Source organism: Streptomyces virginiae (genome assembly GCF_040638905.1).
Classification (GTDB): domain Bacteria; phylum Actinomycetota; class Actinomycetes; order Streptomycetales; family Streptomycetaceae; genus Streptomyces; species Streptomyces virginiae_B.
Map to the genome: position 1 here is coordinate 117,466 of NZ_JBEZYV010000006.1, position 14,911 is coordinate 132,376.

Here is a 14,911-nt window from a genome sequence, read left to right on the forward strand (position 1 = left end):
GCTACTGCTCGGTGAAGGTGCCCAGGTGGTTCGCATCGAGGGACTCGACGCGGACCGTGCCGTCGGCGAAGGTCACCCCGGTGCGGCCGGCCGCCATCTCGCCGGTGGTCTCGAAGCTGAAGGTGTCGCCGTCGTAGTGGGTCAGCGGGAAGCGCAGCGGCTTCGGCCCGAGGGCGAGGGTCAGCGCGCCCTTGTCGTCGGCCGTCACGGTCGCCTTGCCGTAGTACGGGTTGTCGTAGGTGCCGGTGTACGCGGCGCTGTCCTTGGCGGGCTTGGCGGAGGCGGGCGGGTGGGCGTAGTCGGTGGGGGACCGGGCGTTGTCGACCTCCTTCGCGTAGACGGACGCGAGCAGGGGCAGCCAGTCGGTCGTGGCCTTGCCGTGCTGGGCGACGTCGAAGAAATCGAGGGCGACGGCGTCGGCCAGGCCGACGGGGGCGCCGTTGGTGAGGACGACGATGCCGAGCTTCTCCAGGGGGAGCATCGTGACGTTGGCGTTGGTACCGAGTTCGAAGGCGCCGGAGTGGCTCAGGCGCAGCCGGCCCGCGTCGTCGTAGGACACGTTCCAGCCGAGGCCGTAGAAGCCGGCGCGGCCGGAGGGGGAGGTGGGCGGCTGCGAGACGATCTCGGGAACGTGCGTGCGGGCGAGCGTGGCGGCGGGGATGATCCGCTTGCCGTCGAGGGTGCCGTCGGCCAGCTGGAGCCGCAGCCAGCGGGACATGTCGCGGGCGGTGGAACTGACGCCGCCGGCGGGGGCCTGGGCGTCCGGGTCGCGGACGTAGCGGGGGCTCCAGGTGCCGTCCGAATTCTTGACGTGGGTGGCCGCGTGGTTAGGGGCGTTGACGTAGGCGGAGAACTCGGTGCTGGTGTGCGCCATGCCCGCGGGCTTGAAGAGGGTGTCGTCGGCGAGCTTCTGCCAGCTCGTGCCCTTGGCGCGGGCGACGGCCTCGGCAGCGGCCGTCAGGCCGAAGTTGGTGTAGGCGTAGCTCGCGCGGAAGGGCGTGAGGGGCTCCAGGCGCAGGTGGTCGAGGATGTACGACTGGTCGTAGCCGAGGTCTTCTAGGAGGTCGCCGGCGTGGTCGGGCAGGCCGCTGCGGTGGGAGAACAGGTCGGCGGTCGTGACGTGGTCGGTGACCCAGGGGTCCTTGAAGGCGAAGCCGGGGAGGGTGACGTGACGGTCCCACTCGTCGGGGGTGGTGAAGGCGCCGGCGATGACGGTGGAGGAGACGGGCTTGGAGACGGAGGCGATCTGGAAGACGGTGTCGGGGCCGACTTTGGCGGGCTCGCCGGTGCGGCGGACGCCGAAGCCCTTGAGGTGGACCACCTCGTCGTCGTGGACGACGGCCACCGCGACGCCGGGAACGCCGGTGCGGCGCATCATGTCCGTGACCGTGCCGTCGAGCCGGGCGACGGCCTTGTCGACGGCGGCGTCCGTGAGTTGGGGCTGCGGGGGTGGGGGCGGGCTCGGTGCGGCCGTCGCCGCCGAGGCGGTGAGGAGGGCCGCGGCCGCTGCCGCCCCGAGGGCGCGGAGCGTACGCATGGGGACATTGTCCCGCCGTACGCCTCGCGGCGCGCGGCGCGCCACCTCCGAGGGTGCCGGCCCCGCCGGGCCGGCGCGCCTGGAGCGCGGGTGGTGCGCTGCCCCGGCCCCGTGGGCGCGGACGTCACGGGGCGGGGGCGCCGTCTCTGCGGGGGCGCCGCCCCCGGGCCCGCGCGCCTCGAACGTCGGCGGGGCTGGGGTAGGGCGGGGGCGCCGCCTCCCGGCCCCCGCGCTCCGAACGTCGGCGGGGCTGGGCTGGGTGGGGGCGCCGCCCCTTGGCGCCCGCGCTCCGAACGTCGGCGGGGCTGGGTTGGACCCGGAGGGCCGGACGGGCGGGGCAGGCCCGGGCCCATGGCGCCTGTGGGGCAAGGGCCGGGGCGAGCCCGGCGGGAACGGGGCCCCATGACCGCCGACCGCCCCGGAGGGGTCAGGCGGCGGCGCGGTGTTCCTGTTCGGCCTCCACCGACGCGTTCCAGTCGCGCTTGATCGCGCGCCAGCCCTCGTCCGTCTCGCCCAGGCGCCAGTAGCCCGAGATCGACAGGCGTTCCCGGGCGATGCCGCGCTCCAGGCGGAGGTGGCGGCGCAGGTCCTTGACGAAGCCGGCCTCGCCGTGGACGAAGGCGTGGACGTCCGTCGAGGGGAACTCCAGGGCCTGGACCGCCTCCACGAGGGCCTCGCCGACCGGGCGGTCGCCGCGGTGCAGCCAGACCGGTACGACGCCGTCCGGGGTGGCGACCTTCAGCTCGTCGGCCGGGCCGTCGATCTCCACGATGGCGTGGACCTCCGCGCCCGCCGGCATCCGCTCCATCGCAGCGGCGATCGCCGGCAGCGCGCTCTCGTCACCCACCAGGAGGTGCCAGCCCGCCGCCGGGTCCGGGGCGTAGGCGCCGCCCGGGCCGAGGAACCGTACGAGGTCGCCCGGCTGGGCCCGGGCCGCCCACGGGCCGGCCAGGCCCTCGTCGCCGTGGACGACGAAGTCCAGGGTCAGCTCCCGGTGCAGCACGTCCCAGTTGCGCACGGTGTAGGCGCGCTGGCGCGGCCACTGCGCCCGCGGAAAGTCGCCGCGGATGCGTTCCAGGTCCCACGGGGCGGGGTAAGTGACACCCTCGGGAGCGAAAAGGAGCTTCACGTAATGGTCGGTGTACTCGCCCGCGCCGAAGTCCGCCAGGCCCTCACCACCCAGCACGAGCCGCACCATGTGCGGCGAGAGCCGCTCGGTGCGTACGACAACGGCGGTGCCGACAGTGCGGCCGCGTCCTTCTGCCACGGTATCCCCTGACTCCCATGAAACTTAGCCTTACCTAAGTTAGCACCTCAGGGGTGCAGGGCGCCGCTCAGACGGGAGACAGCGCCTCCCAATCCCCACCGATGGGCTAGTGCGTCGACCAGCTCGGGCTGGGCCGGGACCGCCGGAAGAGCCGCGTCGAACCGCGGAAGCGGCACGTCGGAGGCCACCTTGACCACCTTCGGAGCCACCGCCAGATACGGCCGCGACTCGTCCAGCCGCTTGCGCTGGGTGGGCGTCAGTTTCGACTTCGGGTCGTCGACCGCCGCGATGATCCCGGCCAGGTCGCCGTAGGCGTCGAGCAGCTTCGCCGCCGTCTTCTCACCGATCCCGGGGACGCCCGGCAGGCCGTCGCTGGGGTCGCCCCGCAGCAGGGCGAGGTCTGCGTAACCGGGGCCGTCCACCCCGTACTTCGCCCGCAGCCACGCCTCGTCCGTGACCTGGAGCGTGCCCACGCCCTTGAGGGGGTACAGCACCCGCCGCTGCCGGGCGTCGTCCACGAGCTGGTAGAGGTCCCGGTCACCGGTGACGATGTCGACCGGCCCCGTCGCACGGGCGGTGAGCGTCCCGATCACGTCGTCCGCCTCGTAGCCGGCGACGCCGACCCGGGCGATGCCGAACGCGTCCAGGGCGGCCTCGATGATCGGCACCTGTGGGGCGAGCGTGTCCGGGGTCTCCTCCACGTCGGGACCCGTCTCGGTCTCGACCGCGACCCGGTGGGCCTTGTACGAGGGGATCAGCTCCACCCGCCAGTGCGGCCGCCAGTCGGCGTCCATGCAGGCCACCAGGTCGTCCGGCCGGTGGTCCTGGACGAGCCGGCCGATGAAGTCGAGGAGCCCGCGCACGGCGTTGACCGGGGTGCCGTCGGGAGCCTTCACGGAGTCCGGCACGCCGAAGTAGGCGCGGTAGTAGAGGGAGGCGGTGTCCAGGAGCATCAGGCGTCGTGTCGTCACGGAGACGATGATGCCGCAACGGTCCGCGGGGGCGTTTCCGGTCGCCGGGGCGCCCCGGCGCGCGCCCGAACGCCCCCGGAGCGCCACTGACGGTGAGCGGGCGGATACGGGAAGGTCGGTGCGGGCGAAACCGGAGGCGGTTGCTGCGTAAGGTGCTTACAGCACACCGATGTGCGACGGACATGGGGAGGGCAGCCCCGACATGAACGACAGGGACGGCACGGACGGTCTGAGCGGCAAGCTGAACGACGTGGACGACAAGCGCAAGGACAAGGACGGCAAGGAACCGCTGCGGGTGGGTGTGGCCGTGCGCAAGCGCCGCCGCGCGCTCCACCTGACGCTGGCCGCCGTGTCGGCGCGAAGCGGTCTGTCGGTGCCCTTCCTGAGTCAGATAGAGAACGAGCGGGCCCGGCCCAGCATGCGGTCCCTGGAGCGCGTCGCGGACGCCCTGGAGACTACGGCCGTCGAGCTGCTGGCCGCCTCCGACACCGCGCGCACGGTGGACCTCGTGCGGGCCGGCGACGAGTCGGCGCTGACCCCGGTGCCGGGCGTACGGCCCCTCGTCCGCGGACACCACCAGCTGCACGCACTGGAGTTCACCGGGGACCAGGACGCCGGGCGCGAGTACCAGCACCGCAACGACGAGCTGATGTACGTGGTCGAGGGCGCCTGCCAGGTGGAGGCCGAGGGACGGGCGTACCGGCTGGAGAGCGGGGACGCGCTGTTCCTGTCCGGGGGCGTGCGCCACCGGTGGCGGGCCGTCTCCGAGGACACCCGGATCCTGGTGGTCGCCGTCGGCGACCACATCCACGCGACGTCCGAGCCGCCGTCGCCGGGGCGCTGAAAGGGTGCGGCGGCGGGTCGTGTCGCTGGTGCCGTCGCTGACCGAGGCGGTGGCCGTGAGCGCGCCGGGGCTGCTGGTCGGGGTCACCGACTGGTGCACGCACCCCGGCGATCTCGGGGCGGCGGAGCGGATCGGGGGGACGAAGAACCCCGACGTGCGCAGGATCGCGGAACTCCGGCCCGACCTGGTGATCGCCAACGAGGAGGAGAACCGGGCACCGGACCTGGCCGCGCTGCGCGCGGCGGGACTGGAGGTGCTCGTCACCGAGGTCCGGGACCTGCCGCAGGCGCTGCGGGAACTGGACCGGGTACTGGTGGGCGCGCTGGGACTGGCGAGGCCGGCGTGGCTGGCGGACGCGGAGGCCGCGTGGGCCCGGGCGGAGCGGGTGGGAGAGCTCACGGCCTTCGTACCGGTGTGGCGGCGGCCGTGGATGGTGCTGGGCCGGCACACCTTCGCGGGTGACCTGCTGGGCCGGCTCGGCGTCCGGAACGTCTACGCCGGCCACGCGGAGCGGTATCCGAGGATCGCGGTGGAGGAGCTGGCCGCGGCTGGCTGCGATCTGGTGGTGCTGCCGGACGAGCCGTACGCCTTCGCGGCGGGCGACGGGCCGGAGGCCTTCCCCGGCCTGCCGGCGGCCCTGGTCAGCGGACGGCACTTGACCTGGTACGGGCCTTCGCTGGCGGAGGCGCCGGGGGTGTTGGCGCAGGCGCTGCGCTCCGCGGGCTGATCCTCGCCGGTCCGCCGGTGGCTGCCGCCCGGGCCCTGCGGTTCGGCTGGGGCTGGCCGGTGGTGCTGGGGCGCTGCCCCGGACCCCGCGCCTCAATCGCCGGCGGGGCTTGGTGGTGTGGGGCGGTGCCCCGCCGGAGCGTCTCCTCGGCTCGGCGCCCGCGGGCATGTCGCGGCCAGGCGGGCAAGGTCGCGCCTCGTCCTGCGGGGACACTCCGCCGTGTCCCCACCCCACGGCAGGGCTCCGACAGTGCCCCGAAAACACCCCCGACCGACTGGACGGTTCCCGGAGCGGGACCCGATGCGTGGGGAGCGGGGACGGGGAGGGGTGTCCCCGCAGGACGAGCGCGCAACCACCGAGCACAGCCGCGATGGCTCGCAGGCGCCGAGCCGAGGAGACACCCCTGCCCGGCCCCGCGGACCGGCCCCCACCGTGCCCGGATCCCGCCCCGGGAACCGGCCCCGGACTGGCCGGATGGTTCCCGGAGCGGGCCCGACGCGTGGGGAGCGGGGGCGGGGAGGGGTGTCCCCGCAGGACGAGCGCGCAACCACCGGGTACTGCCGCGATCGCTCGCACGCGCCGAGCCGAGGAGACACCCCTGCCCGGCCCCGCGGACCCGCCCCCACCGCGCCCGGATCCGGGCCCGCGAACCGGTCCGCAGGACGATCCGAACCCGCCCGCCCCGCCGAAGGAAGGGCACCGCGCCCGGATCCGGGCCCGCGGACCGGTCCGCAGGACGATCCGAACCCGCCCGCCCCGCCGAAGGAAGGGCGCCGCACCCGGATCCCGGTGAGCGGGCCGGTCCGCAGGGCGATGTACCCGCCCGCCCCGCCGAAGGAAGGGCGCCGTGGTCGGATTTCGGTCCTTGGGTCGGTCCGCCTGACGATGCGAACTAGCATGCGCGGATGCGTACTGGAAGATCATTCATGCTGCTCGCGGTGACGGCCCTGCTCGTCGGAGGGTGTTCGGCCGGGCAGGCCGAGGACGACCCCCGGCGCCCGCCGCGCGGGATCGCCGAGCTCAGCACCGCCGAGATCCAGAGCCGCTGGTGGAGCTGGGCCGCCTCCAGTCCGGCCGCCACCAACCCGGTGTCCGACCCGGACGGCCGCTTCTGCGCCGAGAACCAGCCTGCCGACGCCTGGTTCCTCGCGGGCACCTTCGGCGGCAAGGCCGGGCGCCGCTGCGCGATCCCGGTGGCACGGCCCGTGGTCTTCCCGGTGGTCAACTTCACCGGTACGAAGGCCGAGTGCGCGGCGAAGATGGCCGAAGCGGAAGGCAAGGTCGTGATCGGCAGCAGCGACGTGGCGGTGGAGCGCATGGAGCCCACCGCCATCCGGATCAAGGGGGTCGAAGGCAACCCGGTGACGCAGACGGCGGAGACGGTCAATACGTACGGTTGCGGGCTGTGGGTCCGGCTGGGGCCCGTCCCCGGAGGCACAGGCACCCTGACCATTGACGGTACGGCGGGATCCTTCTCGCTCTCGGTCACCTACGAGCTCGAGGTCGGCAAGTGGACGTACTAGCCGGCGAGCAGGCGGCCTGAGAACAGGCCCCGCAGGGTGTGGGCGGCGGCGAGGAGCCAAGCGGTCAGCAGGGCGAGGAAGAGGGCCGCGGCGAGCCAGCCGAGCGCGTTGAGCCCGGTGTGGCGGGCCAGGCCTGCGGCGCCGGTGACACAGGTGCCGACGGGGAAGGTCAGCGCCCACCAGGTCATCGCGAAGCCCATGCCGGCCCGGGCCGCCCGGACCAGCATGCACACGGCGAGGGCCAGCCACAGCAGGGCGAATCCCATCACGGGCACTCCGTAGACGACCGCGAAGGCGCCGAGCGCGCCGGCGTAGGGGGCGCCGATGGCCTGGGGGGCCATGTCGGCGAGCTGGTTCACGGCGGTGGTCGACTGTCCCAGGGGGCCGAGGACCAGGAACAGGGTCGGGGTGAGGGCCAGGGGGAGGGGGCCGCCCACGATCAGCCGGCCGAAGATCAGGGGCAGCATCAGCAGGGTGGCGAGCAGGCTGATGCCGAACATGGCGTAGCAGGCGAGCAGCATGGCCTCGCGGGGCTGACCGGGCGACAGGTGGGGTATCAGCAGCGGGCCGAGGGCCGCCGAGACCATGGGGGCGACGAGGGGCAGCAGCCAGACGGGGGTGGCCTGCTTCGGCTCGACCTTGTGGCGCACCACCATCAGGTAGGGCACGGTCACTGCCGCGACCAGGCCTATCGCGGTGCCCGCGGTGAAGAGCACGGCGTCCACGGCCACGGCGGCGCCGGTCCCGATCAGGTCCTTGCCGACGATGAGGGTGCCGCCGCCCACGGCCAGCAACGCCATCGAGAGGCACCCGTAGAAGGGGGCGACGGCGGGGTCGAGGAGGTGGGCGCGGGCCTGGTCGCGGTGGTGGAGCCAGTGCCCGGCGCGCGCGGTGAGCAGGGCGGCGAGGGCGGCGGCGGACAGCGCCCAGACGAGCTGGCAGGCCACGCGCTGGCCGGGGAGCTGGTACGGAAGGGCCGCGCCGGCGTTGGCGACGATCGCGGTGCCCATGACGGAGGCGTACCAGTTCGGGCCGAGGTGTCGCAGCGCCGGTGCCTTGTGGGCGGTGGGCGCGGGTTCGGAGAGGGTGCGGGGTCGCACGAGGGTGGTGGCCATGGGTCCAGCGTCATGCCGGGGCGGGACGAACGGCAGGGATCACCTTTCTATAAGGCCATAAACTGATGTTATGGGTGATGAGAAGTGGGTTCCGCTGGCGCACCGCGTACCGGACCTGGGCGCGCTGGAACTGCTGCTGGAGGTGGCCCGCGTCGGGAGCCTCAGCGGCGCCGCCCGGCGGCTGGGGATCACCCAGCCCGCGGCGAGCAGCCGGATCCGCGCGATGGAGACCCGGCTCGGTGTGGCGCTGGTGGACCGTTCCCCGCGGGGGTCGACGCTGACGGCCGAAGGCGCACTGGTCACCGACTGGGCCCGGCGGGTGGTGGAGGCGGCGGAGGCCCTCGACGCGGGGGCGCAGGCACTGCGGGGGCGGCGGGACTCGCGGCTGCGGGTGGCCGCCAGCATGACCATCGCGGAGTACCTCCTGCCGGGGTGGCTGATCGCGCTGCGCGGCCAGCGGCCCGACACGGCGGTGTCGCTGCACGCGGGCAATTCCGCGGTGGTCGTGCAGCGGGTCCTCGCGCACGAGGCCGACCTCGGCTTCGTGGAGGGCCTGACGGTGCCGGAGGGACTGGACTCGGCGGTGATCGCGCAGGACCGCCTCGTCGTGGCGGTGGCGCCCGTCCATCGGTGGGCGCGGCGCACGCGGGGCGTGGAGGCGGCGGAACTGGCGGCGACCCCGCTGATCCTGCGCGAGCGGGGATCGGGTACCCGGCAGGTACTGGACGCCGCGCTCGCCGGGCACGGCGGTCTGGCCGCGCCGCTGCTGGAGCTGGCGTCGACGACGGCGGTGAAGGCGGCCGCGCTGGGCGGTGCGGGGCCGTGCGTGCTGTCGGAGCTGGCGGTGGTGGACGAGCTGGCGGCGCGCCGGCTGGTGGAGGTGCCGGTGTCGGGCGCGGAACTCGGCCGGGCCTTGCGGGCCGTCTGGCCGGCGGGCGCCCGCCCGGCCGGCCCCGCCCGGGACCTGCTGTCCCTGACCCGGGGCACCCCCTGAGGAGTGCCCCGGGTCAGGCCGGGCCGGCGGCGCGCCCTGCGCCGCGCCTCGCCGCGTTGTCCTCGCTCGACGACGCTCCGCGCAGCCTCCTTCATCCGCCTTGCGATCCTTCCCCTCGGCCCTGCGGGCTGGGGATGCCCTATGACGCCGGACTGCGCTCCTGGATCCGGCCTGCTCGACAGGAAGCCCCCTGACCTCCCGGCAGGGGGCGCACGGTGAGGATCTGTTCGGCGTGGCCGACCGGCCGGACAGCCGGGGCGGAGGGCGTACGTCCGTTAGGGCGAGGAGGGGCGATTCGCTGGGGCACGGGGGGCTATGGGTAGACCCGGAAGAAAGGTGGCTCCGGCACGTATCGCGCCCGCCGGGCCGCCGCCACAGGCCCGGCGGGTGTCAGCCCGGGGCCTGGGAGCGCGACTGCAGGCGCTTCGTCAGGAGCGAGCCCAGGACGATCAGGGCGATTCCCAGCCACCACATGGTGTCGAAGATCAGGACCGCGATGCCGATCGGTACGAGCAGGCCCGCCAGCGGCACCAGGAAGCCCGCCCACCGTGTGGGCTCGGGAGGCAGTCCGGCGGCTTCGCGGACCGCCCGGGCGCGGGCGACGTCCGGGTACCAGACGGTGAACTTCACCGCGGCGACGATCGCCAGGATCTGGATGATCCAGCCGGTCCAGAGGTTGCTCGGGTTGTGCAGGACCAGGTCCCCGTACGCGCCCGCGGCGGCGGCCACCAGGAAGGCGATGCCCCACGCCCCCGTGATCATGTAGTTGGTGCGCAGGAAGCCGCGGGTGTGCCAGAGGGACGGGTCGACCTGCTCGCGGGCGTACTGGAGGGTGAACGGCATCCGCACGGCCATCGAGCCGAAGGCGATCACCGCCAGCGCGATGTTGGCCACTTCGCCCGCGTACGTCTCCAGCCAGCGCAGGGTCCCTTCGTCGACCAGGGCTCCGATGACGGCCATCGACGCGAAGAAGACCACGTCGGCCAGTTCCAGCAGCTTCCAGGAGCTGCCGCGGTTGACCAGGTGGCCCACCGCGATCAGGGCGACCGCCGCGGCCAGGGCCAGTCCGACGGCCAGTTCGAACCGTCCGGGGCCGACCAGTAGCGAGAAGATGATCCACGGCGCCATGCCCACGACCGGGTTGTCCAGGAACCGGGCCACCGGTCCCTTCGCCGTGCGGTGCGCGTCGGTGCTCACCCGTCCAGCGTGCCCGCCCGTCGGCCGGAGGGCCATTCGTGGCGGCCGCGCCCGGCGCGGGGCGCGAGCGGGGTGCGGGGGCCGGCCGCGGGCCCCGGCGCTGGGGAAGGCACCGGAGTCCCGCGGCCGGCGGTCGGTCAGGCCACCGGTACCGCGCTGCGGACGGCGGCGGCCTCGATCAGGGACGCCATCACCCGGGTGTCCTCGTCCTGCTCCGGGTGCCACTGCAGGCCCAGCACCCAGCGCGCGGGGTCGGGCAGCTCGATGGCCTCCACCGTTCCGTCGAGCGCGTGCGCCGAGACGACCAGGCCGCGGCCCAGGCGCTCGACCGCCTGGTGGTGGTAGGTCGGCACCTGCGCCTCCTCGGGGACGAGGTCCGCGTACCGGGTGCCCGGGACCGGGCGGACCGGGTGCCGGGACATGACGCCCGGGGTGTCGACGTGGCCGTCGATGTGCTGGATCAGGGTGCCGCCCAGGGCCACGTTCAGGGCCTGCATCCCGCGGCAGATGCCGAGCACGGGCACGTCCGCCTCCAGGGCGGCGTTGATCAGGGCCAGCTCCCACTGGTCGCGGACCGTCGCGGGGGCGCCCGTACGGGGGTCGCGCGCGGCTCCGTAGTAAACCGGGTCCACGTCCGGGCCGCCCGCGACGACCAGGCCGTCCACCCGGCTCAGCACCTCCGCCGCCGATCCGGGCTCGTCCGGGGGAAGCAGCACGGCCGCGCCGCCCGCCGCCTGGACGAGTTGGTGGTACCCGGTCGGTACGAGCGATGTCGGGAGGTCCCACACCCCGTAACGGGTGGATTCCTCGACGTAGGTGGTGATGCCGATGAGCGGCCTGGGCACGTTCGATACCTCCGGAAGGGGGCGGGGGCGGACGGTGACAGGGTTTCAGTCGCGGGCCAGTTCCGCCTCGGCTTCCGCGAGGGCCGCGAACTCCTCCTCGGGGGCCGACGCCACGAGGTGGCGGCGACTGTAGAGCGCGAAGTAGGCCAGGGCGACGGCGTACACGGCCAGGGCGATGAACGCCGCGTCCTTGTCCACGAGGAAGGTGGCGACCAGGGCCGACAGGGCGAGTACGAAGGCCACCGAGGAGGTCAGGACCCCGCCCGGGGTGCGGTAGGGGCGCTCCAGCTGCGGCTCCCGGCGGCGCAGCACGATGTGCGAGAGCGCCATCAGGGCGTAGGAGATGGTGGCGCCGAAGACGGCGATGTTGAGCATGCGGGCGCCGTTGCCGGTGGCCGCGGCCAGGGCGAAACCGATCGCGCCGGGGATGATCAGGCCCAGGTACGGGGCCTTGCGCTTCGAGGTGAGCGAGAGGAAGCGGGGCAGGTAGCCGGCGCGCGAGAGGGCGAAGAGCTGGCGCGAGCCCGCGTAGATCAGCGAGAAGAAGGAGGCCACCAGGCCCGCCAGGCCCGCGTAGTTCACGAATCGGCTCAGCGCGGTCGGGCCGCCGTCCCCCTCCAGGGCGACGACGAGGGGGTTGCCGGCCGACTTGACGGCGTCGGCGCCCTGCGCGCCGGTCGCCGCGAAGAAAGTGATCAGGGCCAGCAGGGCGAGGATGCCCATGCTGATGGACAGGGCCTTCGGCATGGAGCGGACCGGGTCCTTCGCCTCCTCGGCCGCCAGCGGTACGCCCTCCACGCCGAGGAAGAACCACATGCCGAAGGGGAACGCGGCCCAGATGCCGAGCACGCCCAACGGCAGCCAGGAGTTGGAGCCGAAGGCGCTCGTGTCGACCGGGATGTCGTTCAGGCCGTCGGCGCTGAACTCCGTGAAGGCGCCCACCGCGAAGATCAGCAGCGCGGCGACGGCGACTGCGGTCACGACGAGGCTGAAGCGGAGCGCCTCGCCGACGCCCCACAGGTGCACGCCGATGAAGACCACGAAACAGCCGAGGTAGACGGGCCAGCTGGAGGTGAGGCCGAAGAGGCCGAGGGACTCGACGTAGTCGCCGATGAAGATGACGATCGCCGCCGGGGCGAGGATGTACTCGATGAGGATGGCGGTGCCGGTGAGGAAGCCGCCCCAGGGGCCCAGCGCCCGGCGGGCGAAGCCGTACCCGCCGCCCGCGGTCGGCAGGACGGTGGACAGCTCCGCGAGGGAGAACACCAGGCAGGCGTACATGGCGCCCATGAGGACGGTGGCGATGGCGAGGCCGCCGAAGCCGCCCTTGTCGAGGCCGACGTTCCAGCCGGAGAAGTCACCGGAGACGACGTAGGCGACTCCGAGCCCGGTCAGGAGCAGCCAGCCGGCGCTGCCGCGGCGCAGTGTGCGGCGCTCCAGGTAGTCGTCCGGGCCGTCGCCGCCGGCGGGTGACGTGGTGGGTGCGGGGACGGCTGTCAGCCGTGCCTCGATGTCGTCGGCCATCGTGCGCTCCTGCCTCAGGGCAATGGTTGTGGGGCGTACCTTTGCCGCAGTGGAGCGGAGCGCGCAAGACCTCTGCGTAAAACAGACGTTACGAAAGCCTCTCGGACACCCCTTTCCCCCCTCGTCCCGTCCACCTCAGGCGAGGAACCCCCGCAGCAGCGCCGCCGTGCCGCAGCAGTGCTCGCGCATGGTCTCCCGCGCCCCGGCCGCGTCCCGTTCCAGCACCGCCTCGACCAGCGTGCTGTGCTGCTGCTGCGAGTGCTCCAGGTTGCGCACCAGCAGCGGGATGCAGTCGAGCAGGTCGTTGACGGTGGCCCGGACGGCGGCGTACTGGGCCGTCAGGGTGGCGGACCCGGCGAGCTCGCACAGCGTGAGGTGGAAGAGGGTGTCCTGGCGGCGGTAGTCGGCGAGCGGGGCGTCGTGGGTGGCCCCGAGCGCGGCGAGCAGCCGTTCGGTGCCCTCCTCGGTCAGCCCCTGGGAGGCGCACAGCCCGGCCGCCCCCACCTCCAGGACCTCGCGGAAGCGCAGGGCGTCCTCGATGTCGACGCCCGCCACCCGTCTGCGCAGCTCCTCCTCCGTGCCGCCGGCCGGGGTGTCGGGGCGGGGCAGCACGAACGTTCCGCCGTACCGGCCGCGCCGCGCCTCCACCAGGCCCTGGTCCTGCAGTACCTTCAGGACCTCGCGCAGGGTGACCCGGCTGATCCCCATCCGCTCCGCGAGCTCGCGCTCGGGCGGGAGCCTCTCGCCGCCGGGGACCAGCCCCAGGCGGACCACTTGGAGGATCTGCTCCAGCGCCTCCTCGAACCCGTTGCCCGCCCGCACCTGGCGCAGCACCGGGTTCAGGCGCCGGGCGGCGTCGCCTTCGCTCGCCGTATCGGTCATCTCGACTCCTCCCCTTCCCAAGCAATGGTTCTATTCAATACCTTAGGCCTCCTCGGCTCACCGAAGGAGAGAATCCCGTGGTAGACCGCAAGCCGCCGCTCGCGCCCGAGGAGCTCCGCATCCTCGTCGCCAGCGGTGAGATCGACACAGTCGTCCTGGCCTTCCCCGACATGCAGGGGCGGCTCCAGGGCAAGCGGTTCGCCGCACAGTTCTTCCTGGACGAAGTCCTCGAGCACGGCACCGAGGGCTGCAACTACCTCCTGGCCGTCGACACCGACATGAACACCGTCGACGGCTACGAGATGTCCTCGTGGGAGCGGGGCTACGGCGACTTCGCCATGCACCCCGACCCCGCCACCCTGCGCCGCATCCCTTGGAACCCCGGCAGCGCCTTCATCCTCGCCGACCTGGCCTGGAACGACGGCACGCCCGTCGTGGCCGCACCCCGCCAGATCCTGCGCCGCCAGCTGGAACGCCTCGCCGAGCACGGATACACCGCGATGGTCGGCACCGAGCTGGAGTTCATGGTCTTCCAGGACACCTACGAACAGGCCTGGAACGCCAACTACCGCGGCCTGACCCCCGCCAACCAGTACAACATCGACTACTCCGTCCTCGGGACCGGCCGCATCGAACCCCTGCTGCGCCGGATCCGCAACGAGATGCAGGCCGCCGGCCTGACCGTCGAGTCGGCCAAGGGCGAGTGCAACCTCGGCCAGCACGAGATCGCCTTCCGCTACGACGAGGCGCTCACCACCTGCGACCAGCACTCCGTCTACAAGACCGGCGCCAAGGAGATCGCCTCCCAGGAAGGCGTCTCGCTCACCTTCATGGCCAAGTACGACGAGCGGGAGGGCAACTCCTGTCACATCCACCTCTCGCTCACCGACGCCGACGGACGCAACGCGATGGCCGGAGAGGGCCACGAGGAACACGGCATGTCCCCCGTGATGCGCCACTTCCTGGCCGGCCAGCTCGCCGCGCTGCGCGACTTCTCCCTTCTCTACGCCCCGAACATCAACTCGTACAAGCGTTTCCGGCCGGGATCCTTCGCACCGACCGCCGTCGCCTGGGGCCTCGACAACCGCACCTGCGCCCTGCGCGTCGTCGGCCACGGCCGCTCCATGCGCTTCGAGAACCGCCTCCCCGGCGGCGACGTCAACCCCTACCTCGCCGTCGCCGGCCTGGTCGCGGCCGGGCTCTACGGCATCGAGAACCGCCTGGAGCTGCCGCCGATGTGCACCGGCAACGCCTACACCGGCGACTACGCACACGTACCCGCCACCCTGCGCGAGGCCGCCGACCTCTGGGAGAACAGCGAGATCGCCAAGGCCGCCTTCGGCCCCGAGGTCGTCGCCCACTACCGCAACATGGCCCGCGTGGAACTCGACGCCTACGACTCCGCGGTGACCGACTGGGAGCTGCGCCGCTCCTTCGAACGCCTGTAGCCACGCTCACGCTCGCCATCGAACCGAAACTGTGAGG

General features: G+C 73.2%; 13 protein-coding genes. 5 read left to right on the top strand and 8 right to left on the bottom strand.

Annotation, left to right across the window (positions count from 1 at the left end; translation table 11 throughout):
- Position 1: 1 nt before the first annotated feature.
- The 3 genes from AB0F82_RS11375 to AB0F82_RS11385 all read right to left on the bottom strand — a co-directional run bounded on the left by AB0F82_RS11375 (position 2) and on the right by AB0F82_RS11385 (position 3,757).
- On the bottom strand, positions 2–1,537 hold the full coding sequence (locus AB0F82_RS11375; protein ID WP_362625854.1) for a serine hydrolase: 1,536 nt from the start codon (positions 1,535–1,537) through the stop codon (positions 2–4).
- Between the two features lie 427 nt (positions 1,538–1,964).
- A complete protein-coding gene (locus tag AB0F82_RS11380) occupies positions 1,965–2,804 on the bottom strand; it encodes a siderophore-interacting protein (protein WP_362625857.1) in 840 nt (279 codons plus the stop codon).
- A gap of 47 nt (positions 2,805–2,851) precedes the next feature.
- Positions 2,852–3,757: a 5'-3' exonuclease gene (locus AB0F82_RS11385; RefSeq protein WP_362626121.1), complete on the bottom strand. Its 906-nt coding sequence runs from the start codon at positions 3,755–3,757 to the stop codon at positions 2,852–2,854.
- 313 nt (positions 3,758–4,070) lie between these two features.
- Between AB0F82_RS11385 and AB0F82_RS11390 the strand changes: the two genes are divergently transcribed.
- From AB0F82_RS11390 to AB0F82_RS11400, 3 genes are all read left to right on the top strand, one after another.
- Complete coding sequence (locus AB0F82_RS11390) at positions 4,071–4,619, top strand: helix-turn-helix domain-containing protein (protein ID WP_356815995.1); 549 nt, start codon at positions 4,071–4,073, stop codon at positions 4,617–4,619.
- A gap of 4 nt (positions 4,620–4,623) precedes the next feature.
- Complete coding sequence (locus AB0F82_RS11395) at positions 4,624–5,346, top strand: helical backbone metal receptor (RefSeq protein ID WP_362625860.1); 723 nt, start codon at positions 4,624–4,626, stop codon at positions 5,344–5,346.
- 905 nt (positions 5,347–6,251) lie between these two features.
- On the top strand, positions 6,252–6,869 hold the full coding sequence (locus AB0F82_RS11400; protein ID WP_362625862.1) for a signal protein: 618 nt from the start codon (positions 6,252–6,254) through the stop codon (positions 6,867–6,869).
- Here the strand turns inward: AB0F82_RS11400 and AB0F82_RS11405 are convergent.
- Positions 6,866–7,984, bottom strand: coding sequence for a TDT family transporter (locus AB0F82_RS11405; RefSeq protein ID WP_362625865.1), 1,119 nt, complete (start codon positions 7,982–7,984; stop codon positions 6,866–6,868). The genes AB0F82_RS11400 and AB0F82_RS11405 overlap by 4 nt on opposite strands.
- Positions 7,985–8,054: 70 nt before the next feature.
- On the opposite strand from AB0F82_RS11405, the gene AB0F82_RS11410 reads away from it, so the two are divergent.
- A complete protein-coding gene (locus tag AB0F82_RS11410; protein WP_362625868.1) occupies positions 8,055–8,978 on the top strand; it encodes a LysR family transcriptional regulator in 924 nt (307 codons plus the stop codon).
- 390 nt (positions 8,979–9,368) lie between these two features.
- Here AB0F82_RS11410 and AB0F82_RS11415 read toward each other — a convergent pair whose 3' ends face one another.
- From AB0F82_RS11415 to AB0F82_RS11430, 4 genes are all read right to left on the bottom strand, one after another.
- On the bottom strand, positions 9,369–10,175 hold the full coding sequence (locus AB0F82_RS11415; protein ID WP_362625871.1) for a hypothetical protein: 807 nt from the start codon (positions 10,173–10,175) through the stop codon (positions 9,369–9,371).
- A 137-nt stretch (positions 10,176–10,312) separates the two neighbouring features.
- Entirely contained in the window at positions 10,313–11,020 is a 708-nt protein-coding gene (locus tag AB0F82_RS11420; protein WP_362625874.1) for a gamma-glutamyl-gamma-aminobutyrate hydrolase family protein, read from the bottom strand.
- 45 nt (positions 11,021–11,065) lie between these two features.
- Positions 11,066–12,544: an ethanolamine permease gene (eat, locus tag AB0F82_RS11425; RefSeq protein WP_356813818.1), complete on the bottom strand. Its 1,479-nt coding sequence runs from the start codon at positions 12,542–12,544 to the stop codon at positions 11,066–11,068.
- A 135-nt stretch (positions 12,545–12,679) separates the two neighbouring features.
- Positions 12,680–13,426 (bottom strand): FadR/GntR family transcriptional regulator, encoded by a 747-nt coding sequence (locus AB0F82_RS11430; RefSeq protein WP_356813817.1) that lies wholly within the window; start codon positions 13,424–13,426, stop codon positions 12,680–12,682.
- Between the two features lie 77 nt (positions 13,427–13,503).
- Between AB0F82_RS11430 and AB0F82_RS11435 the strand changes: the two genes are divergently transcribed.
- Positions 13,504–14,874: a glutamine synthetase family protein gene (locus AB0F82_RS11435; RefSeq protein ID WP_362625878.1), complete on the top strand. Its 1,371-nt coding sequence runs from the start codon at positions 13,504–13,506 to the stop codon at positions 14,872–14,874.
- Positions 14,875–14,911: the final 37 nt, after the last annotated feature.

What these genes read in the sequence shown, in the direction of transcription:
- AB0F82_RS11385 (WP_362626121.1), bottom strand. Translation starts at nt 3,757, where the DNA reads ATGCTCCTGGACACCGCCTCCCTCTACTACCGCGCCTACTTCGGCGTG.
- AB0F82_RS11410 (WP_362625868.1), top strand. Translation starts at nt 8,055, where the DNA reads ATGGGTGATGAGAAGTGGGTTCCGCTGGCGCACCGCGTACCGGACCTG.
- AB0F82_RS11430 (WP_356813817.1), bottom strand. Translation starts at nt 13,426, where the DNA reads ATGACCGATACGGCGAGCGAAGGCGACGCCGCCCGGCGCCTGAACCCG.
- AB0F82_RS11405 (WP_362625865.1), bottom strand. Translation starts at nt 7,984, where the DNA reads ATGGCCACCACCCTCGTGCGACCCCGCACCCTCTCCGAACCCGCGCCC.
- AB0F82_RS11375 (WP_362625854.1), bottom strand. Translation starts at nt 1,537, where the DNA reads ATGCGTACGCTCCGCGCCCTCGGGGCGGCAGCGGCCGCGGCCCTCCTC.
- AB0F82_RS11400 (WP_362625862.1), top strand. Translation starts at nt 6,252, where the DNA reads ATGCGTACTGGAAGATCATTCATGCTGCTCGCGGTGACGGCCCTGCTC.
- eat (WP_356813818.1), bottom strand. Translation starts at nt 12,544, where the DNA reads ATGGCCGACGACATCGAGGCACGGCTGACAGCCGTCCCCGCACCCACC.